Genomic DNA, 24,405 nt, shown 5'->3' with positions numbered 1-24,405 from the left:
GCTTCGCCCTCACAGTTTTGACGATATGATCCCCGTTGCAAAGCCACCCATGCGCAATTCTCCAAACAGGCGTTGATACTCGATCTTGGGACACCGGTTCTGAATGACATTGATGTCCTGCGCCTCGGCCTTAGTGGCAGCGTCGGCATGTTCGACACCGATCTGCATCCAGATTGTCTGCAGGCCTTTGCAGACCTCCAGCGCTTCGTCCACAATCGGCGGAACAACTTCGGATCGGCGGAAAACATCAACCATATGGACAGGTTCCGTGATCTCGCTGAGACGAGCGTGGATGGTTTGGCCGAACAGCATCTTTCCTGCGTGGCCTGGATTGATGGGCAGAACCCGATACCCTTTCAACGCCAGATAACGCGCCACGTAATAGCTAGGCCGCACCGGGTTTAGCGAGACACCAACAATGGCGATCGTCTTGCTACGGGTCAGTATGTCCTTGAGATGCGTGTCGGAATATTCTGGCATCATCCACTCCATTATCAACCAGCCCTGTGGCGCGTTTTCTGCTGCGATGTGGACCGTATCGGCTGCTGTCCGCCGCGCAAGGGAAAAGCAACAGTCCCGGTCAAAGTCCCGCCCCAACAAAAAAGCGCCCAGGGTCTAGCCTGGGCGCAAGGTATGGAACGAGGGACAGTGAAAAAGATCAGCGAAGGTTCCAGTTCGCGATCTGTTATCAATATGGGGTGGCCTGCGAATTTTGAAAGGGATCCTCTCAAATTCGTGATATTTTGCAGACCAGCCAAAGACATAAGATCAGGATGAAGGCGCGCCCGATGGACCACTCAGCCCACGCTGCTCATCTTTGCAGCACCCTCGGCCAATTGCCCTGCGCCGCAACAATCAGGGCCGGGCGTTCTGCTGTCCATGCTGTCAGGGCGTTGGCGTTGTTCAACAGATAAAGCCGCCCATCCGCGATCACCCAAAGCGATGGGTTTCCTGGCGCCAGGTAGCCCTGCGACAGCGCATAGGCGCAATAGCCACCGAATTGCGGCGCATAGGCACGTGGATTGGCTTCGAACTGTTGTTGGTTTTGCGTGCTGGCAAAGCGCCAGATTGCACCACGCCACATAATTGCGTGGTCCGGATGTCCCAAAACAGAGCTGTTGACCTGAAAGAAGGCAACCACGTCATGACCACCAACAGCAACTCCGCGCGACGCCGACACCAGCGCCGGATCGGCCTGAACCCTAGATGGGGCAACCCCTGCCAGTAGAACCGCCGATGCAACAGCTGTCGCGGTTGCAATCGCCACGATGTGCGTCCTGACACAGGCCCGAACCTGTGCAAACCAGCTGCGGTCTGTGATGATTGTGCTGCAAATGCGGGTCACGTCCATTGGGGTCCATAGCTGATTTCTGACCTACCAATTGTGACCCGCACCGCCTCTTCTGCAAAGGGAGGATACGCATTTGTGATACCCCTGTGACCAATCGGGCCACCAGAGTGGCACCGTCAGGTCACAGGGTGTAAGGCACCTCAGCGCGCGATAGAGGCATAAAGTGCGATTGCAGCTGCGTTGGACACATTGAGCGAGCCAAAGCCGCCTGCGGCATCAATCTTTACCAGATGATCTACAGTTTCCTTGGTTTTTTGCCGCAGACCCGGCCCTTCGGCCCCCAGAACCAGCGCCACGGGATCGCCCTTACGACCCTCCAGCACGGATTCAATGGTCTCTTCTGCTTCGCCGTCCAGCCCCAGTACCAAAAAGCCCATACGCTGCAACTCAACAATTGTATCAGAGAGATTGCGCATCCGCAGGTAGGGCTGGCGTTCCAGTGCGCCACTTGCGGTTTTTGCCAGAGCGCCGGTTTCAGGCGCCGAGTTGTGGCGGGTTCCTATCACGGCACTGGCGCCCAACACCTCAGCCGAGCGCAGGATAGCGCCCACATTATGCGGATCCGTCACCCGGTCCAACAGCAACACCCGCGGTGCTTCGCGCCCAATGCAATTGTCAGCAAGCCCACCCCAGTTCAGCGGCTTCACTTCCATCGCGGCCCCCTGGTGCACAGACTGTGCATCAATGGGTGGGTTGAATTTGCGAGGATCAATCACCTCTGCCTCGATCCCGGACTGCGCGATGGCATCGGCAAGTTTCACTTCAGCATTTTTGGTCACCATTAGGCGCAGTTTTTCGCGATCCGGGTTCATCAACGCGTCGCGCACCGCATGCAGGCCAAACAGCCAGACAGTTTCCGCTGAAGAAGCTCGTTTGGCTTGCTCTTTTTCGACGACCCACTTGGGTTTTTTGGACATTTTGCTCTCCAGCAGAAAGAATTCAGGACGTGCGTGAAAATCTGGCGATTTTCCTGTTGACGCCCGTTTGGCCTGCTTGTAATCACGCCTCCACATCAGGTGCAACATGCAACTGACAGTGGGCGACAGGCCGCAAGGTGTGGCAGGGGACTGTAACTCCCTCGCGGAGACGCACGCCTGGTTCGATTCCAGGGTCGCCCACCATTTTCTTCTTTTCAAGTCAAAACAGGAAAATGGTGGCCGCCGTTTGGCGCAAGATAACTTACTGAAAAGTCATATATTTTACAGGCGATTGCACTGACAAGACGGTCCCGTAGGATTATTCTCTGTTTGTGATCACAGCCCCGCTGATCCGGCAACGCAGTTGCACCGGACCAGCAGAGTCGCAAACAACAGTGTCAGTCGGTAGCTTCAGCCGCAGCTTTTTCCACGGCGGAATGTACCCAAGCCGCCAGCGCATCCAGGTCAGGCTGCGCTTCCTGCGCCACCCCTTCGGCAAAGGTCTGAAACGCATCGACGTTCATGCGATTGACACCAGATACAACCACCGCGCCCCGCGCCAGCGCCTCGCCGATGACGGGGCGCATACCGCGCCCATCCGCTTCGTGTTTGCCAAATTTATTAACCAGCAGGACCTGTGGTGCGGGATCCTGCCCCAGCGCTGCTGTGACCTGCCCCACCGCGCGCTCCAGTGCGTCGGGGTTCAACCGGCAGCCGCGTGCCTCTGGGCCGAGGGATTGCGAAATCCGAATGGTTTCACCGGCCGGCAACACCCGCACATCCATATCGCACAGCGCATTGTCGTAACATTCGGTGTTGGTCTGCACGATGCCAGCAAGACGCAGACCGTCTGCCTGCAACCGCTCAGCAAGAGCGGTCAGCAGCTTGTCGGTGGCGCCGCGTTCTTGGGTCATGACATAGGACAGATGCATTGCGGCCTCTTGATGTGGCGTTTCCATTTCGCCGAAGGCTAACGCCATTCCAAGGCAGGAACCAGAGGCGGAATTGCCGCGCCTTGCCGCAGCGCCTGCATGTAGCGGTTTCAGATCAACGGCGCCGGGCCAGAATCAGTACCGGATCATACGTTAGGGTGACGCCCTGTGGCGTAGAGAACCGTTGCCGGTATGCTGCTTCGAAACCAACAAGCCGGGCACGCGTCCATCCGCCCTGCGACTGACCGTTGACGCCCGTTTCCCGCAGATGCCGCAGAACGTCACGCGGGCTTGCAAAATGGAGGGTGATCGCCGCTTGCCGCAGTTCGACCAGTTGCAGGTCCTGCGGCAAAACGGCAGGCCAGTCGCTATGGTCCATATAGTTTGGTGCGGCGGCAGTGGATCCCAGCGCCGCCAGCTCACGAAAATGCCCGCGCCCGTATCCAGAAAGCGCCAGCCAGCCGTTCGGCGTTAGAGCCGCCGCGCATCGCTGCATCAACTGCGGAACATTCGGCACCCACTGCACAACCGAAGAGGCCGCGATCAAATCTACGCCTTGCGGAAACGCGCAGGTCTCGATCGGGCCGACAGCAAAGCTTGCCTTGCCCCCATGTGCAGCCACGGTTTGCTGAAGCGGCGGTTCGGCCTCCGCCACAAGATCGTTCAGCGCAATCGTCCCGATGTCAAAGCGATGAAACAATGCCTCCGTCAGATGCCCGGTGCCGGCACCAAACTCAAAGACATGTGCAAAGCGACGGTCGCCAACGCATTTTTGCAGAAGGTCTGCCAAGTCCACCGCAACACGCGCCTGCGCTGTCGCCTGCGCATGATAGCTGCCCAGCCCCCTGCGAAAACTGTTGGCCACCCGATTGCAATCGGAGGTGCCGACCGTCAGATCCTTCATCCTATCACCTCGTGCCAGTTGCTGAAGCGGGCAAACGGTGCGTGGGGGCCGTCCAGTTCGTGCACTGACTGCCCCTTCCAGGCACGATACTGATGGGCCGGGGGGAAAATCCGGTCGCGTGCGGAAATCCAGACATGATCGAAGCGGATATGCGGGGCAGCCCCCCGATCTGCAACCACCTCAAGCTCTTTCCTACGGGCGGGGACATCAATCGCGGCCTCAACCTGCGGCGCGCTGAACACCCGGCGCAGGAATTGTTGGTAGCTGGCTTTACTCAGCGTCGAGATGGTATTGGCCACCACCTGTGGCGGAATACCATGGTCGGAATCGACCGGGCAGAGCGTGCCATTGATGGCGACCTTTCTAACGAAGGGATCAACCCGCCCCGCCTGCCAATGGGCATAAGAAGCCACACCAAAAGACCAGGCCAGCAAAGTAATCTGGCCATATGTTGTCAGATCCGGCAGATCCGCATTCAGATCGCGATAGTCATCGGCAAATAGAATATCCTGTGCACAGTTCAGATGCCCGAACACCTCTGGCCCCACAGCCCAGCCGCCAAAGACCACTATGGCCTCGGCAGATTGGGTCTGTTTGAGCCAGCGGAATTCCATCCCTTACAACTCCCGTGCCAGCCGCAGCATGCCTGCGGTGATCTGGCTCAGCTGATCCGGGGACGTGATGAACGGCGGCATGGTATAGATGTTCTTGCCGAAGGGGCGCAGGAAGACACCCATATCATGGGCACGGGCGTGCGCCTCATCTGCGGAGACGGGATGTTTCATCTCGATGACGCCAATGGCGCCCAGAACCCGCACATCCGCCACATTGGGCAGATCGCGCGCCGGTGCCAGTTCAGACTGCATCTGCTCTGAAATCCCCGAGACAGTTCCACGCCAGTCCTGCCCCGTCAGCAGATCCAGCGAGGCCTTGGCCGCCGCACAGGCCAGCGGGTTGGCCATATAGGTCGGCCCATGCATGAAGATGCCGGGGTTGCCGCCGCCCACACCCTCGGCGACGCGGTCATTGGTGATGGTGCAGGCGAAGGAGATATGGCCCCCGGTCAGCCCCTTGCCCAAACAGATGATATCCGGTTCCACGTCGCAGAACCCGGTGGCAAACAGTTCGCCGGTACGGCCAAAACCGGTGGCGATCTCATCAAAAATCAGCAAGGTGCCCAGCTCATCACAGATAGCGCGGGCCTGGTTCAGGTATTCCGGGTGATAGAAATACATGCCGCCAGTGCCCTGCACCACGGGTTCCAGAATGAAGGCGGCGATCTTGTCCTGCCCGGCCTCCAGCACCGCGCGCAGCTCGCCCAGCCCGTTTTGAGCCGGATCATCGCTCCAATCCTCATGGATACGGACCGGCGGGCGGGAGACGAAATGCTGCACGCTCAGCGCGCCCTGGAACAGGTGGTGCATACCGGTGTCCGGGTCGCAGACGCTCATCGCCTTCCAGGTATCGCCGTGATAGCCGGAGCGGATGGTGGCAAACTCCTTGCGCTCTGGCTGGCCGATGGCGTGCTGGTACTGCACCGCCATCTTCATCGCCACCTCGACCGAGACCGAACCGCTGTCGCAGTAGAAGATGCGCGTCAGGCTTTCGGGGGTGATTTCCAGCAGCTTGCGGCCCAGGTCAATGGCCGGATCGTGCGTCAGCCCGCCGAACATCACATGCGGCAGAGTGTCGAGCTGGTCGTGAATGGCCGATGTGATCGCCGGGTTGCGGTGCCCGTGCATCATGCACCACCAGGACGACATGGCATCTATCAGACGGGTGCCGTCGTCCAGAGTGAGGTACATCCCTTCGCTTTCCTTCACCACAAAGGTAGGGCCGGGTTTGGCGACATTGGTGTATGGGTGCCAGAGGTGCTGCTGGTCGAACTCCAGCTGGGTGAGGTCTGCCGCGCTCATGCTGCCTCTCCTTGGGCCGAGACCTCCTTGATCAGATCTACGCGGATGCTGGCCTGAAAGGCCACAGCCAATGCGTCAGAGGTCAGTTCGCCCAGCACCGGCAGCCGCCCCAGATTGGCAACCTGGCCGAACTGGCAGATGGTTTCCTCTACAGCCGGTTCCGCATCGCCTATGAAGGCCACGCCCACAACCAGACAGCCCGCATCGCGCAGGGCCTTCAGCGACAGGAGGGTGTGGTTGATCGTGCCCAGCTGCGTCCGCGCGCACAGGATCACCGGCGCGCTCCAGCGGGCAAACAGGTCGAGATAGAGCACCTTGCGGTTCAGCGGCACCATCAACCCGCCGGCCCCCTCGGCTACCAGCACGCCGTCCACCTGCGGCAAGGCCAGCGTATCCGGGTCGATCTCCACGCCCTCGGCCTCCGCCGACAGATGCGGCGAGGCAGGCAGTTGCAGCAGGTACCCCTCGGGCAGCGCCGGGCGGCCTGACAGGCGTGCGACGGTCTGGCTGTCGGTCTCCTCCTCCAGCCCGGATTGCACCGGCTTCCAATAGGTTGCACCCAGCGCCTGCACCAGGCCAGCTGAGAAGATGGTCTTGCCAATGCCGGTGTCGGTTCCTGTGACGATCAGCGCGCTCATGGCGTTGCCTCCCTTTCGCGGGCTAGGTCTTCGAACATTTCAGTGATGACCTCTGCCCCCGTGTTCAACGTGATCGACAGCCGCAGACGCGAGGTGCCGCGCGGCACCGATGGCGGGCGGATGCCGCGGATGTCATAGCCTTGCGCCTGCATCCGGGCAGCCAGCGCCATGGTGCGTTTGTCGTCGCCGATCACCACCGGCAGGATCTGGCTTTGGAAACCGTCCAGCCCGCAGAGGCGTTTGGCCTCTGCTTGCGCATGGGTGATCCCCTGCCACGCCTGTTCGCGGCGGCCTGTGTTCTGTTGCAGCTCAGCCAGGGCCGCCCGTACCAGCGCGGCGTTCAGCGGCGAGGGCGCGGTGGCAAAGATAAATCCGCGCGCCTTGTTGATCAGCGTCTCGATCAGCACACTCGGACCGCAGATCAGCGCGCCAGAGGCCCCCAGCGCCTTGCCGCAGGTGTGCAGGGACAGGACGTTGGGGCGATGGGCGATAGCATGTGCTAGCCCGCGACCCAGATCGCCGAACACACCGGTTGAGTGCGCCTCGTCCACCACCAGAACGGCACCGTCCGTATCCGCCAAGGCAATCAGAGCATCCAGCGGCGCGAGGTCGCCATCCATGGAATAGACCGCCTCAACCGCGATCCAGACCTGGCCGGTGCCGCCCTCGGCACGCCAAGCCTTCAGCACCCGCGAAGCGTCTTCCACGTCACCATGGGCAAAACTGCGGGTTTCTGCCCGGCCCAGCCGCATCCCGTCATGGGTGCTGGCGTGGATCAGCACATCATAAAGCACCAGATCGCCCTGCTGCGGCAGGGTCGAGAAGATCGCCTGATTGGCGTTAAAGCCGCCGCCCATGAACAGCGCAGCCTCGGTGCCGAAAAACGCCGCGGCCTCGGCCTCCAGCAATTGATGCTCGGCGTCATTGCCGCGCAGCAGGCGTGAACCGCCGGCGCCCACTGGCACGCCGCGCGACAGCGCGTCCGCGGCGGCGGCGCGCAGCACATCGCTGCCCGCCAACCCGAGGTAGTCATTGGAGGCAAAGTCATGCCCGTCCCGCGGCATCAGCTGCCGGTAGCGCCCGCGATTGCGCAGCGCTTCCAGCGATGTCTCATGCCTCGGGAAGGCGCCCGCCATCAGCGGCTGCCATCGCAGCCCATGGCCATCGCGGTGATGCCCAGACGGTCGAACAGCTGCTGGTCCTTGTCTTCTTCCGGGTTGTCGGCGGTCAGCAGCGTGTCGCCCACAAAGATCGAGTTGGCACCGGCAAAGAAACACATCGCCTGCATCTCGTCCGACATATCGGTGCGGCCTGCGGACAGGCGCACATGCGATTTCGGCATCAGGATCCGGGCCAGCGCCACCGAGCGGACAAATTCGATCGGGTCCAGCTTTTCCACATCCGCCAGCGGCGTGTCTGCAATCGGGATCAGCATGTTCACGGGCACCGAGTCGGGATGCACCTCCAGCGTCGCCAGCGCCAGCATCATGTCGATGCGGTCCAGCTGCTGCTCGCCCATGCCGACAATGCCGCCGGAGCAGACCTTGATGCCGGCCTCGCGCACCCGGTTCAAGGTGTCGATCCGGTCGGCAAAGGTGCGGGTGGTGATGATCTCGGAGTAATACCGCTCGGAAGTGTCGATGTTGTGGTTGTAATAATCCAGTCCGGCATCACGCAGGCGGAACACCTGGTCCTCTTCCAGCATACCGAGGGTCATGCAGGTCTCCATGCCGAGGTCCTTGACGCCCTGCACCATCGCCTCAAGTGCGGCCATGTCGCGATCCTTGGGCGAGCGCCAGGCCGCGCCCATGCAATAGCGCGTCGCGCCGCCATCCTTGGCTTTCTTGGCCTCGGCAATCACCCGCTGCACTTCGATCAGCTTGGAGGCCGAGAGCTGCGCGCCGTTGCGGGCCGACTGCGAGCAATAGGCGCAATCCTCGGCGCAACCGCCGGTCTTGATGCTGAGCAGTTTGGACTTCTGCACCTGGTTGGGGTCGAAGTACTGCCGGTGCACGGTGTGCGCCTGAAACAAAAGATCCATCAGGGGCTGGTTGTAGAGTGTTTCCGCTTCGCTACGGGTCCAGTCGGTACGGATCGGCGTGGCATCCAGCATGGGAACTCCATTTTATAGATAAAATTACTGACACAAGGTGTGATTTCCACAGTTAATAGATAATACATCCCTAAGCTGGCAAGTGTTTTCGCCACACTGCGGAAACGCCAATTGGAAAATTCTTCAACGCATTGAAATACAAATATATTTATCGGAAACCACGAGAAAAGTAAAAATGCGGTTGACGCGATACAGCTCCCTCCCCTACCACTAAAGCCACGCAGGGGAGTCCCGCCCAAGGGACTGAGAGGCAGATAGGGAGCAATCCCGGTGACGCGACCCTTAGAACCTGACCCAGTTGATACTGGCGTAGGAAGCTAGGACATGGTGCGCCGCCCGGTACAGGTGAACCGCTGTGTTCGAACAGGCAGATATTGCGCATTGGCCGTACACCTCGCGTAGAGTTCTGTCCGTTTTCCTCCGACCCGGCTCAATTGGTGTTTTTGACCCGACGACCGGAGGAACACCAGATGAACGTCCCAAGCCCAAAGATCACCCCCAAAGTCACTGTTGGCAGCCTGCCTGCATCGCGCAAAATCTATGTCAGTGGAGAGCTGCACCCGGATGTGCGCGTTCCAATGCGCGAAATCTCCACCCACCCGACCGCTGGCGAGGCTCCGCTGCCGGTCTATGACAGCTCCGGTCCCTATACAGATCCGAATATACAAACCGATATCCGCCAGGGCCTGCCACAGCTTCGCCGAGACTGGACCCTTGCCCGCGGCGATGTCGAGACCTACCAAGGCCGCGATATCCAGCCAGAGGACAATGGATTTGTCCAAGGCGATCGGCTAACGCCAGAGTTTCCAGTAAAACCTGCCCCGCTGCGGGCCAAGGACGGCAAAGCGGTCACCCAACTGGCCTATGCCCGCGCTGGAACCGTGACCCCCGAGATGGAATTCATCGCCATTCGCGAAAACCAGCTGCGCGAGCTTTCTCCCTGTCACCGCGACGGCAATGATTTTGGCGCAAATATTCCCGATTATGTGACGCCAGAGTTTGTGCGTGATGAGGTTGCAGCCGGGCGCGCCATTATCCCCGCAAACATCAACCACCCGGAGCTGGAACCGATGATCATCGGCCGCAACTTCCTGGTTAAGATCAACGCCAATATGGGCACCTCGGCCGTCAGCTCCTCGATGGAGGAGGAAGTCGATAAACTGGTCTGGTCGATCCGCTGGGGCGCCGATACGGTGATGGACCTGTCAACGGGCCGCAACATCCACAACACCCGCGAATGGATCATCCGCAATTCCCCCGTACCCATCGGCACCGTGCCACTGTACCAAGCGCTGGAAAAGGTGAACGGCATCGCCGAAGACCTGACCTGGGAGGTGTTCCGCGACACGCTGATCGAGCAGGCAGAACAGGGCGTCGACTATTTCACCATCCATGCCGGTGTGCGCCTGCATATGGTGCCAATGACTGTTGAGCGGGTAACCGGAATTGTGTCGCGCGGCGGCTCGATCATGGCCAAATGGTGCCTGCACCACCACAGAGAATCCTTCCTTTACGAGCACTTCGACGAAATCTGCGACATTTGCCGCCAGTACGACGTATCCTTCAGCCTGGGCGACGGCTTGCGGCCCGGCTCGATTGCGGACGCCAATGACGAGGCGCAGTTTGCGGAACTGGAAACGCTGGGCGAGCTGACCAAGATCGCCTGGGCCAAAGATTGTCAGGTGATGATCGAAGGGCCCGGCCATGTCGCCATGCACAAAATCAAGGAGAACATGGACAAGCAGCTGGAGTGCTGCCACGAGGCGCCGTTCTACACACTTGGGCCGCTGACCACGGATATCGCGCCGGGCTATGACCACATCACATCCGGCATTGGTGCCGCGATGATCGGCTGGTTTGGCTGCGCGATGCTGTGCTACGTGACGCCGAAAGAGCACCTGGGCTTGCCCGACCGCGACGACGTCAAGGTGGGTGTGATCACCTATAAGATCGCCGCCCATGCCGCTGATCTGGCCAAGGGTCTGCCGGGTGCGCAGCGCCGTGACGATGCGCTGTCCCGTGCCCGGTTCGAATTCCGCTGGGAGGATCAGTTCAACTTGTCGCTTGACCCGGACACGGCACGCGAGTTCCACGACCAGACCCTGCCGAAAGAGGCCCACAAGGTCGCACATTTCTGTTCTATGTGCGGGCCGAAGTTCTGTTCGATGCGGATCAGCCACGACATCCGCGCCGAAGCACAGAAAGAGGGCATGGAGGCAATGGCCGCCAAATTCCGCGAGGGGGGCGAACTGTATGTGCCCGCACCAGAGGCTGCCGTGGAACCGGCGGAATGATCACCATCGCAGGTGCAGGCCTTGCGGGCCTCGCCTGCGCCTATGAACTGGCGCAGCGTGGGGCCAAGGTCACACTTTATGAGCAGGGCGACACCATTGGCGCCGCCAGTGTCTCGCGCTATGCGGGGGGCATGCTGGCCCCCTGGTGCGAACGCGAAAGCGCCGAGGAGGAGGTAATCACCCTCGGCCAGCACGCCGCCGACTGGTGGGGTCGGATCACACCCGTCCACAGGCGCGGCACGCTGGTGGTGACACCTCCGCGCGACCGGGCCGAGCTTCACCGCTTTGCCCGTCGCACCAGCGGGCATCGGAGCGTGGATGGCGCTGAAATCGCTACACTGGAGCCCGCTCTCGAGGGACGTTTCAATCAGGGTTTGCTGTTTGAGCAGGAGGCTCATCTGGATCCGCGCCGCGCCGTGCAGGATTTAAGCGCCAAGGTTCAGGAACTGGGCGGAGAGATCCGTTGTGCCACCCCTGCCCCCGCAGGTGTGACGCTGGATTGCACCGGCATTGCGGCCCCCCTGCCATCGCTGCGCCCGGTGCGTGGCGAGATGGCAATCCTGCACTGCCCGGATATCAATATCCGACGTACCCTGCGTCTGCTGCACCCGCGCATGCCGCTTTATCTCGTGCCCCGCGACGAAGAGCACTTCATGATCGGCGGCACCATGATCGAGAGCTCGTCTGACCGCGCGATCACCCTGCGGTCACTGAGTGATCTGCTCAGCGCCGCCTTCACCCTGCACCCCGCCTTTGCCGAGGCCAGCGTGGTGGAAACCGGCGCGGGCCTGCGCCCGGCCCTCCCAGATAACCTGCCCCGGTTGATCGAACAAGACGGCACGCTCTACCTCAATGGGCTTTACCGCCACGGATTTCTGTTGGCCCCCGCTCTTGCAGCCCAAGCCGCACACCACCTGCTTTCGGAGACCTCAGATGAACATCACCGTCAACGCCAAACTGCATGACCTGCCTGCCGACACGCTGGAAGGCGCGCTGCGCCATTTGGGCTACGCCAATTCCACCGTCGCAACAGCCGTGAATGGCCAGTTCGTGGCCCGCACGGCCCGCAGCAAGACCGTTTTGAAAGACGGCGATCGGCTGGAAATCCTCACCCCGATGCAGGGAGGCTAGACAATGCGCCTATATGAGACTGAAATCGACAGCCGGTTGCTGCTGGGCACGGCCCAATACCCGTCACCAGCCATATTACAGGACGCCATCACAGCGAGCGGTTGTCAGGTGGTGACGGTATCGCTGCGCCGCGAGAGCGCCGAAGGCAGCGGGGCCGGATTCTGGGATCTGCTGCGCGCCAGCGGCTGTCAAATTTTGCCCAATACGGCCGGATGCCACACCGTCCACGAGGCGGTGACAACCGCCCAAATGGCGCGCGACCTGTTCAACACCCCCTGGATCAAGCTGGAGGTGATTGGTCATGGTGACACATTGCAGCCTGATGTCTTTGCCTTGGTCGAGGCGGCGCAGATCCTGACGCAGGACGGGTTTCAGGTCTTTCCCTATACGACCGAGGATCTGGTGGTTGGCGAAAAACTGATCGAGGCCGGCTGTCAGCTGTTGATGCCGTGGGGGGCACCGATTGGGTCTGGACAGGGCTTGCGCAATCGCGACGGATTGCGCGCGATGCGGGCACATTTCCCTGACACTCCCCTGATCGTCGATGCAGGCATCGGTCGCCCTTCAGATGCCGCCCAGGCGATGGAATTGGGCATGGATGCGGTCCTTCTGAACACTGCTGTCGCCAAGGCCGGTGATCCCGTCACCATGGCCCGTGCTATGGCGCAGGCGGTGATTGCTGGACAACAGGGCCACGCGGCTGACCCGATGGAGCCACGCGATATGGCCGTTCCCTCGACCCCGACACTGGGTCTGGCACATCTAAGTGAACTGGAGCACCGCTGATGGAGCGTTTTTACCTGATTGTCAGCCATGTCAGCGCTCTCGAACTGCTGGTGCCGCATGGCGTGCGGTTGGTACAGCTGCGCCTGAAGGATCTGCCCCAGCCTGAGATCCGTCGTCAAATTTCCCGGGCCCGTGATTTTTGCGCCGTGCATCGATGTCAGCTGGTGGTGAATGATCACTGGCAGGCGGCTCTGGATCTGAATTGTGGCTTTGTCCACCTGGGCCAAGAGGATATGGACAGTGCCGATTTTGCCGCCCTGCGCCGCCACGGCCTGCGTTACGGTCTGTCGACCCATGATGAAGCAGAGCTGGATCGGGCGTTGACTCTTGACCCCGATTATGTCGCGCTTGGCCCGGTGTATCCAACCATCCTCAAACAGATGAAATGGGCCCCGCAGGGGCTGGACCGGGTCGCGCGCTGGAAACAGATCGCCAACGCAACCCCATTGGTCGCCATCGGTGGGCTGACGCCCGATCGCCTGCCCGGTGTCTTTGCCGCAGGTGCCGACAGCGCTGCTGTGGTCAGTGACATCCAGCAGGCCCCAAACCCCGAAACCCGGACGCTGGAATGGCTAAAGGCCTGCGGAACATGACCCGTTTTGATCGCCAGATTAGCCTGCCAGAAATCGGCACCGCTGGGCAGCAGAAACTGGCCAGCGCGCATATTCTGGTGATCGGTGCCGGTGGGCTGGGCTGCCCCGTCCTGCAATATCTTGCAGGGGCGGGTGTCGGGGAAATCACCCTGATGGATGGCGACACGGTTGAGCAGAGCAACCTGCCGCGGCAACCGCTCTATTCCCCTGCTGATTGTGGTCGATACAAGGTGGACGCCGCCCGCCAATACCTAAGCCAGATCGCACCAGATCTGCGGTTGCACCCTCATGCACGCCACCTGACGCCGGACAATGTCGTCGCCGCCGTTGCCCCGGCTGATGTGGTCATTGACGCTGCCGACAGCTACGCCGTGTCCTACACTCTATCGGACCATTGCCACCAGCTGGGGCGCCCACTGGTCACGGCATCTGCGCTGGCACAATCTGGATATGCCGGCGTCTTCTGTGGTGGTGCCCCCTCGCTGCGTGCGGTGTTTCCCGACCCCCCAGGGTTAACCGCAACTTGCGCCGATGCCGGAGTGATGGGCCCCGTGGTCGGCATGATCGGCGCCTTGCAGGCACAGTTGGCGCTGAAACTTCTGCTCTCTCATCAGCCATCGCCCCGGGGACGACTGTTCAGCATTGATCTTGCCGGGCTTGAGATGGGTGGGTTTGACTTTTCCTCTGCCCCCGAGCCTGAAAATGCCTTTCCGTTTATTGGCCGCGATGGGCTGACGCCGAGCGATTATATCATTGATTTGCGCTCCAGTGACGAGACGCCCGTACCTGCCGCACCCACCGCGTTGCGGATCCTGCCAAAGGATCTACACGCTAAGGTACTGCCGCCAGGCCGACGTGTGGTCCTGGCTTGCCATAGCGGGCTAAGGGCCTGGTGCGCAGCAGTGGCACTCGCTGCGGAATTCCCCGGCGAACTGGCCTTGCTCGCCGTGGGCAATCAGGGATGAGCGCGCTGTTGATCATAGCGGGAACCGACAGCAGCGGGGGCGCCGGGCTGACCCGAGACGTGGCCGCCGCAGCCGCCATGGCTCAGGCCACACATCACTATTGCGAGACGCCGCTGTTATTGCGCCCGGTTGTGACTGCTGTGACCGCCCAGACAGACCGCGCGCTGCGCGACGTGCATCCGGTTCCAAATGAGGGCCTCTTGGCCCAGCTGCGCGCCGCAATTGAGACTGGCCCTATCGGCGCTGTCAAAATCGGCATGGTCGGAAGTCCCACTGCAGCCGAGACCATCGCGCATTTTTTGGAGACAGAGCTGCCTGATGATTGCCCGGTGGTGCTGGACCCTGTGCTGCGCAGCACCTCAGGCGGTGACTTGATGCAAGCGGCGGATCTGACGCCCCTGATCATGCGCGCTGATCTGATCACGCCCAACCTGTCCGAGGCCGCGCAGCTAGCCGGCCAAGCATCAGCAAGCCCCCTTACCGATATTGCCACACAGGCGCGACAAGTAATCAGCCTAGGGGCTAAGGCTGCGCTGATTAAGGGCGGACATGGAACGGGGGCCATGTCGGTTGACCACCTGTTTGAGGGCGATCAGTGCACAGCCTACGAACGGCCGAGGCTCTCTAACGGGAAACGCGGCACGGGCTGTACTTTGGCGACGTCAATTGCCGTCCAACTGCTGACCGGGCATAGCCTGGCACAGGCCTGTGCCAATGCCGGTGACCATGTCCACACCTGGCTAAAGGCTCCGGCCTGAGCTGCGTTTTGGCCAGCGCCCTCAGGCAGGTCCGCCATCCGGTACGCCAACCCTAAGATCTCCGCGACCAGGTACTGGATACAGGTTCAACATTCGCCAATTGCGCCGTAGAAAACCGCACCAGAAAAGCTCTGGCGCGGTTCGGTGTTCTACTGTGACCCGACCCGCAGTGGGGCCGGGTGCCATTGGCGGGATCAGAAGTCCTGCCAGATGTCTTTGGCGGCGTTGCCGCTTGTGGCTGCGCTGGTCATAGCTTTTTCCGGGGCTTTGGCGGGCTGCGGTGTCATCGCTTCGATGTCCCAATCATCGCCATGGGCGCTGGGGGCGCTGGGGGTCTCGTTCGCCCGTGCCGCGGTGTTCATCGCCTGCGGTGCCGGAGCCGGAGAGGCGGATGTGTTGCGCGCCGGTGCCGCGCCGACCGCGACCTTGAAATGAGCCACCAATTCAGCCAGTTTGCTGGCGTCGGCGTTCAGCATGTGCCCCGCAGCGGTGGCCTCTTCGACCATCGCGGCGTTCTGCTGGGTCACCTGATCCAGCTGGGTCACCCCGGTGTTGATCTCATGCAAACCGGTGGATTGCTCGCTCGCCCCGGTTGCGATGCCGGACACCAGTTGCGAGATATGGCTGACCCGTTCGACGATCCCCTGAAGCGCCTCGCCGGTTTTGCCAACCAGGTCCACGCCGCGCTCCACCTGTTTGGTGCTGTCGCCGATCAGGGTCTTGATTTCCATCGCGGCATCCGAGGAGCGTTGCGCCAGCGCGCGCACCTCGCTGGCGACCACGGCAAAGCCTTTGCCCGCCTCACCAGCGCGCGCGGCTTCAACCCCGGCGTTCAGCGCCAGCAAATTGGTCTGGAAGGCGATGTCATCGATGACGCTGATGATCTGCGAAATATGGGTCGAGGATTGTTCGATCTCGGTCATTGCGGACACGGCACTTTGGACCACGGTGCCGCTGGTTTCGGCCTCTTGCTTGGCCTCCTGCATGATGGTTTCGACGCTGCGCGCGCCTTCGGCGGCAGATTTCACGCTGGCGGTCATCTCATCCAGTGCCGCGGCGGTTTCCTCCAGCGTGGCGGCCTGGCTCTCGGTCCGGTTGGAGAGGTCATCAGAAGCCTGGCTGATCTCACCTGCGCCATTGCGGATGCTCTCGGCCGTATCCACAACCTGTGTCACCGTCGCACTCAGCGTTTCTGCCGTCCGGTTGAAGTCACGTTGCAATTGGACGTAATCCTCTGGCAACGTCTCTTTGATCCGAACAGTCAGATCGCCATTGGACAGTGTTGCCAGGCGGCTGGAGATGATGGAAACAACGTCTGCGCGTTCAGCATCCCGAATCTGCTGCTGATCTTTCAGCGCGCTCTGCTGTTGCAATGTGCCACGGAACGCCTCCAATGTGCGGGCGATTTCACCAATTTCACTGCGTGCCTTAGTGTAGGGCACATCCGCGTTGGTGTCCCCATCTGCCATCGTCGCCATCCGCGCCTTCAGCCCGTTGATCGGCCCGGTCACGCTGCGCAACAGTACAGTAGAGGCGATCAGCAGCAGGATCAGGCTGACCCCCAAGGTGATCATCGATTCATTGCGCATCTGGGCCAGATCAGCCTCGATATCAGAAAGGTAAGATCCGGTTCCAATGATCCAACCCCAGGGCCTGAATGATTGCACATACCCGATTTTCTGTTCCGGCGTCGTTTCACCCGGCTTCTGGAACCAGTACCGCACAGAACCGGCGCCGTCACTCGCGGCCACTTTGCCAAGTTCCTGGAACACCTTCATACCTTTTACATCTTCAAAGCCCGACCGGTTTGTCCCGACCCAATCCGGTACCATCGGATGGGCACGGACGATCATGTCCTGATCAAAAGCAAAAAGATAACCGGAGGTTTCAAACCGGATCTTTTCAAGCAGCTCACGTCCCTGTGCCCGCGCCTCTTCGGGCGTCAGCTGTTTGGATTTCACCTGCGCCTCAAGATCAGCCAGTAGACTGATCGAAGTGTCGATGATGTTATGCAGCTCGCGTTCGCGCATGGCGTGGGCATTGTCGACAGCACGCGACAGCAGCAGCACGGTCAAAAGCACAGAGAGCGCGAGCGCCATTGCCACTACAGCGTAGATCCGGATGGGAAGTCGAAATAGGATGGAAGGCATTGTTCACTGGGCCCTTTGAGGAATTCACATCCCCCGAACCTAAGGCAGGCGCCCTAACAAACGGTTAGGCCAGAGGACCTTAACGACTAGATATACTTAGACATTTCTTCCGATTTCGCTCCCTCTGTTAACCGATCAGAAGGCCATTCTATGTATTGGCCGGCCCCGATTCCATAGTATAGGGAACATTGTAGAGATTGCGGGCCGGCCAATCGCAGCGCCAACGAAAAAACGGCCCCCAAACGGGAGCCGTTTTCGAACCTGAAGCGACATGATCAGCTTACGGCCAACATACCTTTCTCCGAAGCAAGATCGCGCATTTTCTTTTGCAGTTTCTCAAACGCACGCACCTCAATCTGGCGGATGCGCTCGCGGCTGACGCCATATTGCGTACTGAGATCTTCCAGTGTTTTGGCCTGATCGGTCAGGCGGCGCTGGGTCAGAATGTCCTTTTCGCGGTCATTCAACACCTCAAGCGCGCTGGCAAGCAATTCGCGACGGGCGTCCAGTTCGTCCCGTGCTTCGTAGTCGCTGGCCTGATCGGCGTCTTCATCTTCCAGCCAGTCCTGCCATTGCATGGTGCCTTCGCCATCGCTACCAACAGTGGCATTGAGAGAGGCATCACCACCCGACATCCGGCGGTTCATCGAGATCACTTCGGCCTCGGTTACACCCAGATCGGTTGCAATCCGTTTGACATTGTCAGGGCGCAAATCGCCCTCTTCAAGCGCGCCGATACGGGCCTTGGCCTTGCGCAGATTAAAGAATAGTTTCTTCTGTGCAGAGGTGGTGCCGAGTTTGACCAGCGACCAGGACCTCAGGATGTATTCCTGAATGGAGGCACGGATCCACCACATCGCATAGGTCGCAAGACGGAAGCCTTTTTCGGGATCAAAGCGTTTTACCGCTTGCATCAAACCGACATTGGCCTCTGAAATCACTTCGGCCTGGGGCAAGCCATAGCCACGATACCCCATGGCGATCTTGGCAGCGAGGCGCAGGTGGGATGTCACCATCTTGTGGGCCGAGGCGCTGTCCTGCTCTTCAACCCAACGCTTGGCCAGCATATATTCCTGTTCCGGCTCCAGCAGAGGGAACTTGCGGATTTCCTGCAGATACCGATTCAGCCCGCCCTCAGGCGTCGGTGCAGGCAGATTTGCATAGTTTGCCATTCTTTGTGTCCCTCCCAATGTTTAAGGACTTAACATCACATCATATGGGGTAACGCACATCACCGTTCAAGAGTTGCTAAGTTTATCTCTTATAGGAATCGTAAAGAAAGCGGTCTGTGATCAAGTTCACAGCATTTTGCATAGAACGACGCCTGCACAGGCAAAAACCGCGCAAGACGTTTTTGTGATACAATGCAATATCTTAAACGCGGTCAGGTGACCGGAGACGCCAGAGCATCCAGCAAGTCAATCATGTCTTTTGGCAATGGCGCTTCAAAACGCATGGCATCGCCACTCACTGGGTGGATGAACCCCAGAACCGCCGCATGAAGCGCCTGACGCGGGAAAGACTGAATTGCGACAGCAGCCTCAACCGGCAGAGATTTGGCAGCCAACTTGCGTTTGCCGCCATATACCGGATCGCCGACAAGACCATGCCCCGCATGGGCCATATGCACCCGGATCTGATGGGTACGCCCGGTCTCCAGCCAGCATTCAATCAATGCCACAACAGCTGGTGCACCGTATCTTTCGACAATGCGGGCGCGGGTGATGGCATGGCGCCCACCCTGAAACAGGACGGCCTGACGCTGCCGGTCGGTTTTGTGCCGCGCCAGCTGTGTCGTCAGCTTAAGGATATTACCGGCTTCAAAGCTGGTGCCTTTGACCCCGCGCAGGCGCGGATCATTGGCGTCAGGAACACCATAGCAGATCGCGCGATAATACCGCTCTACCGTGTGTTTCTCGAATTGAGCCGCCAACCCCTGATGCGCCACGTCGGATTTGGCGACCACCAGCAGGCCGCTGGTTTCCTTGTCAATGCGATGCACAATACCGGGACGTTTCACCCCGCCGACACCAGAAAGGTTATCGCCGCAATGATGCAACAGCGCGTTTACCAGCGTCCCTGACGGCGTGCCGGGGGCTGGATGCACCACCATACCTGTGGGTTTGTTGATGACAATCAGATCGTCATCTTCATAGATGACCTCAAGCGGGATATCCTCGGGGCCGATATGGCTGTCCTCAGCCTCTTCGATCGTGATCTCAATCAGCGCGCCCTCATCAACCTTGGCTTTGGCATCGCTAACCACAGATCCATTGACTTGTAGCTGGCCCGCTTCGATCAATCGGGCAAGCCGGGTACGCGACAGGGTGGCTTCCTCTGGCACATCACGCGAAACCGCTTTATCAAGCCGTTTAGGCGGATTTTCCGCAATGACAAACTCGATCCGGCGGCGGGCCATGACACATCCTTCTGAAACAGATAATCAAAGTGAACCGCCGCAGCTGGTGTTTCTGCGACGGATGGTGACCACGTTGACCGTGATCATGATTTGCGGGTTCTTAGTGGTTCTGACCCTGCTTGTCATCCGTTTGTCTGCATCTGGTCCCAGCCTGCCCGACGCGGTTGCCCTGCCTGATGGTCTCAGCGCCCGTGCCGTCACCTTTGGCGACGGCTGGATTGCGGTGGTGACCGATGAGGATGAAATCCTGATCCTGAACAATCTGAGCGGCGCAATTGAACAGCGGATTACGATTGATCCGATGACCAAGTGATCCCGCGTCGTGCCCAAGACATGCGCATCCGATAGTGCCGGAGCGCATACCGCAAGCAGGAAAAAATGGGCCTAGGCCAAAATATCTGCAACTATTTAGGTGAAGAGTGGTACCACCTCCCCGGCTCGAACGGGGGACCTCCTGATCCACAATCAGGCGCTCTAACCTACTGAGCTAAGGCGGCACTACGGGCGATTTAATACAGGGGCGATGAGAGCGCAAGAGGAAAGCCGCAAGTTTTTTACCCCCGATGTGAAGAGAATTCTCACCAAGCACCGGCTCCAGAACCCCATGCCACAGACGCGAGGGGTGCTTGCCTTTGCGTCGATGGCAGGCTAGCAGAGCCCGTCAATGGACGCACCACGACAGGAGTGCAGCATGAGCATCAATACAGAGCGCGACATCGAAGCCAACATGCAGATCGGCCCTACCGACGAAGGCATGGTCCGCATTTTCATCGAAGCCGATGGTGTAGAGATCCCGATGGATTTCGATCCTGATGAGGCCAATGAAATCGCAGAAGAGATTATGGCGGCGGCGCAGGCAGCGCGCAGCCTGAACACCTGATTTACGCCTGACCGGCCTCGCCGTCACGCGTGCGGGGCCGCAGCATCAACCCTGCCAGGTGCCGTCCAGTCCGGGCCGCGGATCCCGCAGCCGGTGCAACCGCGTCGCGGCATCCATGGCAAATTTCTGCGTGAGCTTCTTGCGGCGTGCGCCCGGCAGTTTCTGTTCCGGCGCCATACGGATGATCTCTGCGTCATAGCCGTCCGCAATGATCAGCCCGCTGCTATCTGGCAACAGCTCAGTCGGAAAAGCCATGTCCACGGCCCAGAAATAGCGGTCACACCACTCCAGATAGCCCTGCCATTTGTTGTCGGACTGAAAATCGGCGCGGCTGGATTTACACTCCACAATCCACAACTCCCCCTTGGGACCAAGCGCCATAACATCGACCCGCAGACCACGTGCTGGGACAAATTCCTCAATCGTGACAAAACCAAGCGCTGCCATATGGCGCGCAACACCGCGTGCAAGACGCTGGCCGGAAGTGAGGTCCTGTGTCATCCGCCCAATGTGAACAATACAGGAACAAATGGCAAGTAACCTACCTGTCAGCGAGCGCCCAAAATGATGGCCAGGCCGCCCGCTGGCCTCGCATCCGCATCTCAGCCAAAAAGAGTTTCGCCCAGACCCTTGTCTCGCCCTCCCGTGCCCCCTAGTTAGAGCGGAGGCGGGTTCTGCCCTTCTCGTGACAGGTAGCATTCCAGTGGCCTTAAGCAATTCCGAGGGAGCTGGCTCTGTTCGGACCCTGGTCCTTTTATCTGGCGCCCACCTGTACATACAGGTCCTCGGGAATCAAAACCGCACGGTTGACTGGTGGTCCCGCCGCATTCCACCACCGTTATTACTGACAAAAGAAAAGCCGCGCCTGAGAGAGGCACGGCTGGTTGAAAGACTTATTGGTCTGGACCGACTTGAGACGAGGGCAGCGGATCAGCGACGCGGCAAAGGCCGAGGGAATTTCTTGGCCGGAACGGGCACTGGAATCATATCATGCCTCACATCCGGAGTGATCCGCATGCCGCCACGGGGGTCGTCATCCTTACCTGCCAGCGACATCACGGCGTAGCCAAACTGTACCCCGGCAAATACAATGCCATTCATGAACCACAGGATACCAACCGCCAGAACACCGCTGTCTGAAGTACTGACCAGATGCCATAGGTTCATCACATTGAACCAGAGAAGCATACCGACAAAGGCCCCTGCGATGGCAAAGCCAATAACCACATTCTGAATATAGAGTCTCACCAGCTTTGGCATGAAACGCCCTCCTGCTATGGTAAAACGGTAGCATTGTTAGCTGGGGCGTCCAGCGGCAAATGGCAGATCGGCGGAATTTGACGCATGCAGGGCAGCCGCAGAAAATTTGCATACACCGAAAAAAGCGCACCCACAGGGTACGCTCTTCATAGCACTTCAAATCTGTATGCTGTCGCAAGGCAGCGCCGCTAAGGCAATGCACAGCCCGGCGCGCACCTCAGCCGATCAAAAGGCTTCTGGCTGGGCCTCGCGGGCCATGTGGTCCAGCACAGCATTGACGAATTTCGGCTCTTTGCCCTCGGGGAAGAAGGCGCGCGCGATATCGACAAACTCGTTGATCACAACCTTGGGCGGGGTTTTACCCGCCAGAAACTCAGCACCAGCCGCACGGAACAAGGCGCGCAGCGTGGGATCGATCCGGGCAATCGGCCATTTGGCCACCAGTGCACGGTCGGTCATCTGGTCAATCTTGGCCTGCTCGTTGACCGCGCCCTCAATCAGCTTGCGAAAGCTCTTGGTGTCGCCCTCAGCCATTTCATCGCCATCATAGACCGCACCAAACCGGTGGTCTTCGAATTCGACGATGACCTTGTCAAAGGTCAGATTGCTATGTTCCATCTGAAACAGCGCCTGCACGGCATAAAGCCGGGACGCTGATTTCATCTTGTGCTTGTCACTGCCCTTGCGAGCGGCGCCTTGGCTGTCCGAGGTGGTCATGCGGTGGTGGGTCCATTATCTGAGTCGGCCAGTCTGATGGCCTCGGAAGGGGCTTTAAAGCCGACTCCCTTGGTTTGGGCGCCCCATTTACGCGTCAGCGCGATCAGATGCAAGGCCGCAGCAGCAGCGCCGCCACCCTTGTTCTGATCCTTGGTGTCCGCGCGGACCTCTGCCTGCTTGCGATTTTCCACGGTCAGGATGCCGTTGCCGATGCACAGGCCCTGCAATCCCATCAGCTGAATTGCGCGGCTGCTGTCGTTGCAGACGGTTTCATAATGGGTGGTTTCGCCCCGGATCACACAGCCCAGCGCCACATAGCCATCAAAGTTCGAACTGCGATCGGCGATTGCAATGGCCGTAGGCACCTCCAGCGCGCCGGGCACCTTGATCAGCTCGCAGGTGCCGCCTGCGGCCTCAATCTCCGCCTGCGCCCCAGCGACGAGATTGTCCGCGATGTCCTTGTAATAAGGAGCGACGACAATCAGCAGCTTCACAGGCTTGTCGAATGTCGGACGGTCCAGCGTGTAGTGGGTTTCATGTGCAGCCATATCAAGCGTCCTTCAGCAGAGGTTTGGTGCCAACGATGGTCAGCCCGTAAGCATCCAGGCCAACATAGGTGGTGGAGGGCGAATCCGTCAGCAGCACCAGCTCTTGCAGACCCATCTTGGACAGGATCTGCGCGCCTAGACCGGTCTGTTTGATGGTGCGCGGGCCTTCGTCGTCCTGGGCATAAAGCGCGCTGCGCGGCTCGCGGAACAGGCAGACCACGCCGCGCCCTTCCGCAGCGATCAACTCCATCGCGTGGGGCAGCTGGCGGGCCGATTTGGGACCAAGCCCCAGTAGATCGGTCGCTTCATGCAAAGCATGGGTCCGGGTCAGCACAGGTTCCGGCGTGGTGATATCACCCTTAATCATCACCACATGTTCGATGCCATGGGTCTGGTCGGTGAACAGACGCATTTCCCAGTCACCGCCAATCTCGGCCGTCACAGTCTCGCGTGAGGTTTCAACCACCAGATTGTCATTGCGCGCACGGTAAGCGATCAGGTCACTGATGGTGCCAATCTTCAGCCCATGTGTCTTGCCAAAGGTGACCAGCTCTGGCAGCCGCGACATGGTGCCGTCATCGTTCATGATCTCACAGATCACCCCGGACGGGTTCAGCCCGGCGAGGCGCGAGATATCAACCGCAGCCTCGGTATGGCCTGCCCGCACCAAGACCCCGCCCCGCTTGGCCCGCAGCGGAAAGACATGGCCCGGTGTCGCGAGCGATGCCATGGTATTATTCTCGTTAATGGCCTCCGCCACAGTCAGGGCACGGTCGGCTGCCGAAATCCCGGTCGAGACACCCTCGCGCGCTTCAATCGACACGGTGAAGGCGGTTTCATGACGCGAAGAATTGTTCACCGCCATCATCGGCAGGCCCAGCGCATCAACCCGCTCTGCGGTCATCGGCAGGCAAATCAGCCCCCGGCCGTGAGTCGCCATAAAGTTGATTGCAGCCGCATCGGCAAATTCGGCCGCGATGACCAGATCACCTTCGTTTTCACGATCCTCGTGATCGACCAGGATGAACATCCGCCCCTGACGGGCCTCTTCGATGATCTCTTCGATCGGGCTGATTGCATCGCGCAACTGGGCTTCAATTGGCCCCGGTGTTTCAAAGCTCATTCAGGCAACC

The 24,405-nt window shown here is 59.9% G+C and carries 27 protein-coding genes, 2 tRNA genes and 1 riboswitch; of the genes, 10 read left to right on the top strand and 19 right to left on the bottom strand.

What is annotated here, in order from left to right; translation table 11 throughout:
- Positions 1-9: 9 nt before the first annotated feature.
- The 3 genes from PhaeoP97_RS04385 to rlmB all read right to left on the bottom strand — a co-directional run bounded on the left by PhaeoP97_RS04385 (position 10) and on the right by rlmB (position 2,268).
- Positions 10-480, bottom strand: coding sequence for a CoA-binding protein (locus PhaeoP97_RS04385; protein ID WP_072506294.1), 471 nt, complete (start codon positions 478-480; stop codon positions 10-12).
- A gap of 331 nt (positions 481-811) precedes the next feature.
- A complete protein-coding gene (locus PhaeoP97_RS04380; RefSeq protein ID WP_237028981.1) occupies positions 812-1,267 on the bottom strand; it encodes a YHS domain-containing (seleno)protein in 456 nt (151 codons plus the stop codon).
- 224 nt (positions 1,268-1,491) lie between these two features.
- Positions 1,492-2,268, bottom strand: coding sequence for a 23S rRNA (guanosine(2251)-2'-O)-methyltransferase RlmB (gene rlmB, locus PhaeoP97_RS04375; RefSeq protein ID WP_072506292.1), 777 nt, complete (start codon positions 2,266-2,268; stop codon positions 1,492-1,494).
- 120 nt (positions 2,269-2,388) lie between these two features.
- Here rlmB and PhaeoP97_RS20265 point away from each other — a divergent pair.
- A tRNA-Tyr gene (locus tag PhaeoP97_RS20265) sits at positions 2,389-2,472 on the top strand.
- A 194-nt stretch (positions 2,473-2,666) separates the two neighbouring features.
- Here PhaeoP97_RS20265 and PhaeoP97_RS04365 read toward each other — a convergent pair.
- From PhaeoP97_RS04365 to bioB, 7 genes are all read right to left on the bottom strand, one after another.
- Entirely contained in the window at positions 2,667-3,200 is a 534-nt protein-coding gene (locus PhaeoP97_RS04365) for a DUF2478 domain-containing protein (protein ID WP_072506291.1), read from the bottom strand.
- A 115-nt stretch (positions 3,201-3,315) separates the two neighbouring features.
- On the bottom strand, positions 3,316-4,104 hold the full coding sequence (locus PhaeoP97_RS04360) for a methyltransferase (RefSeq protein ID WP_072504039.1): 789 nt from the start codon (positions 4,102-4,104) through the stop codon (positions 3,316-3,318).
- Complete coding sequence (locus tag PhaeoP97_RS04355) at positions 4,101-4,718, bottom strand: pimeloyl-ACP methyl esterase BioG family protein (protein WP_072504038.1); 618 nt, start codon at positions 4,716-4,718, stop codon at positions 4,101-4,103. Before PhaeoP97_RS04355 ends, PhaeoP97_RS04360 begins: the two co-directional genes overlap by 4 nt.
- A gap of 3 nt (positions 4,719-4,721) precedes the next feature.
- Positions 4,722-6,020, bottom strand: coding sequence for an adenosylmethionine--8-amino-7-oxononanoate transaminase (gene bioA, locus PhaeoP97_RS04350; RefSeq protein WP_072504037.1), 1,299 nt, complete (start codon positions 6,018-6,020; stop codon positions 4,722-4,724).
- Positions 6,017-6,658: a dethiobiotin synthase gene (gene bioD / locus PhaeoP97_RS04345; RefSeq protein WP_072504036.1), complete on the bottom strand. Its 642-nt coding sequence runs from the start codon at positions 6,656-6,658 to the stop codon at positions 6,017-6,019. The genes bioA and bioD overlap by 4 nt, the downstream gene beginning before the upstream one ends.
- Positions 6,655-7,794, bottom strand: coding sequence for an 8-amino-7-oxononanoate synthase (locus PhaeoP97_RS04340; RefSeq protein ID WP_072504035.1), 1,140 nt, complete (start codon positions 7,792-7,794; stop codon positions 6,655-6,657). The genes bioD and PhaeoP97_RS04340 overlap by 4 nt, the downstream gene beginning before the upstream one ends.
- Entirely contained in the window at positions 7,794-8,771 is a 978-nt protein-coding gene (bioB, locus tag PhaeoP97_RS04335) for a biotin synthase BioB (RefSeq protein ID WP_072504034.1), read from the bottom strand. Before bioB ends, PhaeoP97_RS04340 begins: the two co-directional genes overlap by 1 nt.
- 212 nt (positions 8,772-8,983) lie before the next feature.
- A riboswitch (TPP riboswitch) is annotated at positions 8,984-9,104 on the top strand.
- 137 nt (positions 9,105-9,241) lie between these two features.
- Between bioB and thiC the strand changes: the two genes are divergently transcribed.
- From thiC to thiD, 7 genes are read left to right on the top strand one after another with little or no spacing between them, the layout of a single operon-like run.
- The gene (gene thiC, locus PhaeoP97_RS04330; RefSeq protein WP_072504033.1) at positions 9,242-11,065 is read left to right on the top strand and encodes a phosphomethylpyrimidine synthase ThiC; all 1,824 of its coding nucleotides are present in this window, start codon (positions 9,242-9,244) and stop codon (positions 11,063-11,065) included.
- Positions 11,062-12,030 carry an FAD-dependent oxidoreductase gene (locus PhaeoP97_RS04325; protein ID WP_072504032.1) on the top strand — a complete coding sequence of 323 codons (969 nt, stop codon included), beginning with the start codon at positions 11,062-11,064 and terminating at the stop codon, positions 12,028-12,030. Before thiC ends, PhaeoP97_RS04325 begins: the two co-directional genes overlap by 4 nt.
- Complete coding sequence (thiS, locus tag PhaeoP97_RS04320) at positions 11,999-12,196, top strand: sulfur carrier protein ThiS (RefSeq protein ID WP_072504031.1); 198 nt, start codon at positions 11,999-12,001, stop codon at positions 12,194-12,196. Before PhaeoP97_RS04325 ends, thiS begins: the two co-directional genes overlap by 32 nt.
- 3 nt (positions 12,197-12,199) lie before the next feature.
- Positions 12,200-12,982 (top strand): thiazole synthase, encoded by a 783-nt coding sequence (locus tag PhaeoP97_RS04315; RefSeq protein ID WP_072504030.1) that lies wholly within the window; start codon positions 12,200-12,202, stop codon positions 12,980-12,982.
- Positions 12,982-13,575 carry a thiamine phosphate synthase gene (locus PhaeoP97_RS04310; protein ID WP_072504029.1) on the top strand — a complete coding sequence of 198 codons (594 nt, stop codon included), beginning with the start codon at positions 12,982-12,984 and terminating at the stop codon, positions 13,573-13,575. Before PhaeoP97_RS04315 ends, PhaeoP97_RS04310 begins: the two co-directional genes overlap by 1 nt.
- Positions 13,572-14,540: a HesA/MoeB/ThiF family protein gene (locus tag PhaeoP97_RS04305; protein WP_072504028.1), complete on the top strand. Its 969-nt coding sequence runs from the start codon at positions 13,572-13,574 to the stop codon at positions 14,538-14,540. Before PhaeoP97_RS04310 ends, PhaeoP97_RS04305 begins: the two co-directional genes overlap by 4 nt.
- Entirely contained in the window at positions 14,537-15,298 is a 762-nt protein-coding gene (gene thiD, locus PhaeoP97_RS04300; protein WP_072504027.1) for a bifunctional hydroxymethylpyrimidine kinase/phosphomethylpyrimidine kinase, read from the top strand. The genes PhaeoP97_RS04305 and thiD overlap by 4 nt, the downstream gene beginning before the upstream one ends.
- Before the next feature lie 194 nt (positions 15,299-15,492).
- On the opposite strand, the gene PhaeoP97_RS04295 is transcribed toward thiD, so the two are convergent.
- The 3 genes from PhaeoP97_RS04295 to PhaeoP97_RS04285 form a co-directional block, all read right to left on the bottom strand.
- Positions 15,493-17,448, bottom strand: a complete 1,956-nt coding sequence (locus PhaeoP97_RS04295) for a methyl-accepting chemotaxis protein (RefSeq protein ID WP_072504026.1) — start codon at positions 17,446-17,448, stop codon at positions 15,493-15,495.
- Positions 17,449-17,723: 275 nt separating this feature from the next.
- On the bottom strand, positions 17,724-18,620 hold the full coding sequence (gene rpoH, locus PhaeoP97_RS04290) for an RNA polymerase sigma factor RpoH (protein WP_072504025.1): 897 nt from the start codon (positions 18,618-18,620) through the stop codon (positions 17,724-17,726).
- A gap of 212 nt (positions 18,621-18,832) precedes the next feature.
- Complete coding sequence (locus PhaeoP97_RS04285) at positions 18,833-19,867, bottom strand: RluA family pseudouridine synthase (RefSeq protein WP_072504024.1); 1,035 nt, start codon at positions 19,865-19,867, stop codon at positions 18,833-18,835.
- Here PhaeoP97_RS04285 and PhaeoP97_RS04280 point away from each other — a divergent pair.
- Positions 19,866-20,180, top strand: coding sequence for a DUF6476 family protein (locus PhaeoP97_RS04280; RefSeq protein WP_072504023.1), 315 nt, complete (start codon positions 19,866-19,868; stop codon positions 20,178-20,180). The two genes, PhaeoP97_RS04285 and PhaeoP97_RS04280, sit on opposite strands and share 2 nt — an antisense overlap.
- A 107-nt stretch (positions 20,181-20,287) precedes the next feature.
- On the opposite strand, the gene PhaeoP97_RS04275 is transcribed toward PhaeoP97_RS04280, so the two are convergent.
- A tRNA-His gene (locus tag PhaeoP97_RS04275) sits at positions 20,288-20,364 on the bottom strand.
- A gap of 194 nt (positions 20,365-20,558) precedes the next feature.
- Here PhaeoP97_RS04275 and PhaeoP97_RS04270 point away from each other — a divergent pair.
- Positions 20,559-20,747, top strand: a complete 189-nt coding sequence (locus PhaeoP97_RS04270) for a DUF6324 family protein (RefSeq protein WP_072506290.1) — start codon at positions 20,559-20,561, stop codon at positions 20,745-20,747.
- A gap of 45 nt (positions 20,748-20,792) precedes the next feature.
- On the opposite strand, the gene PhaeoP97_RS04265 is transcribed toward PhaeoP97_RS04270, so the two are convergent.
- From PhaeoP97_RS04265 to ribB, 5 genes are all read right to left on the bottom strand, one after another.
- Complete coding sequence (locus PhaeoP97_RS04265; RefSeq protein ID WP_072504022.1) at positions 20,793-21,248, bottom strand: MmcB family DNA repair protein; 456 nt, start codon at positions 21,246-21,248, stop codon at positions 20,793-20,795.
- Positions 21,249-21,677: 429 nt separating this feature from the next.
- Complete coding sequence (locus PhaeoP97_RS04260) at positions 21,678-22,007, bottom strand: hypothetical protein (protein WP_072504021.1); 330 nt, start codon at positions 22,005-22,007, stop codon at positions 21,678-21,680.
- Positions 22,008-22,232: 225 nt separating this feature from the next.
- The gene (gene nusB / locus PhaeoP97_RS04255; protein ID WP_072504020.1) at positions 22,233-22,724 is read right to left on the bottom strand and encodes a transcription antitermination factor NusB; all 492 of its coding nucleotides are present in this window, start codon (positions 22,722-22,724) and stop codon (positions 22,233-22,235) included.
- Entirely contained in the window at positions 22,721-23,272 is a 552-nt protein-coding gene (locus PhaeoP97_RS04250) for a 6,7-dimethyl-8-ribityllumazine synthase (RefSeq protein ID WP_072504019.1), read from the bottom strand. The genes nusB and PhaeoP97_RS04250 overlap by 4 nt, the downstream gene beginning before the upstream one ends.
- A gap of 1 nt (position 23,273) precedes the next feature.
- A complete protein-coding gene (gene ribB, locus PhaeoP97_RS04245) occupies positions 23,274-24,395 on the bottom strand; it encodes a 3,4-dihydroxy-2-butanone-4-phosphate synthase (protein ID WP_072504018.1) in 1,122 nt (373 codons plus the stop codon).
- Positions 24,396-24,405: the final 10 nt, after the last annotated feature.

Source organism: Phaeobacter porticola (assembly GCF_001888185.1).
GTDB lineage: Bacteria > Pseudomonadota > Alphaproteobacteria > Rhodobacterales > Rhodobacteraceae > Phaeobacter > Phaeobacter porticola.
This window is presented reverse-complemented; position numbering and strand designations above follow the sequence as displayed.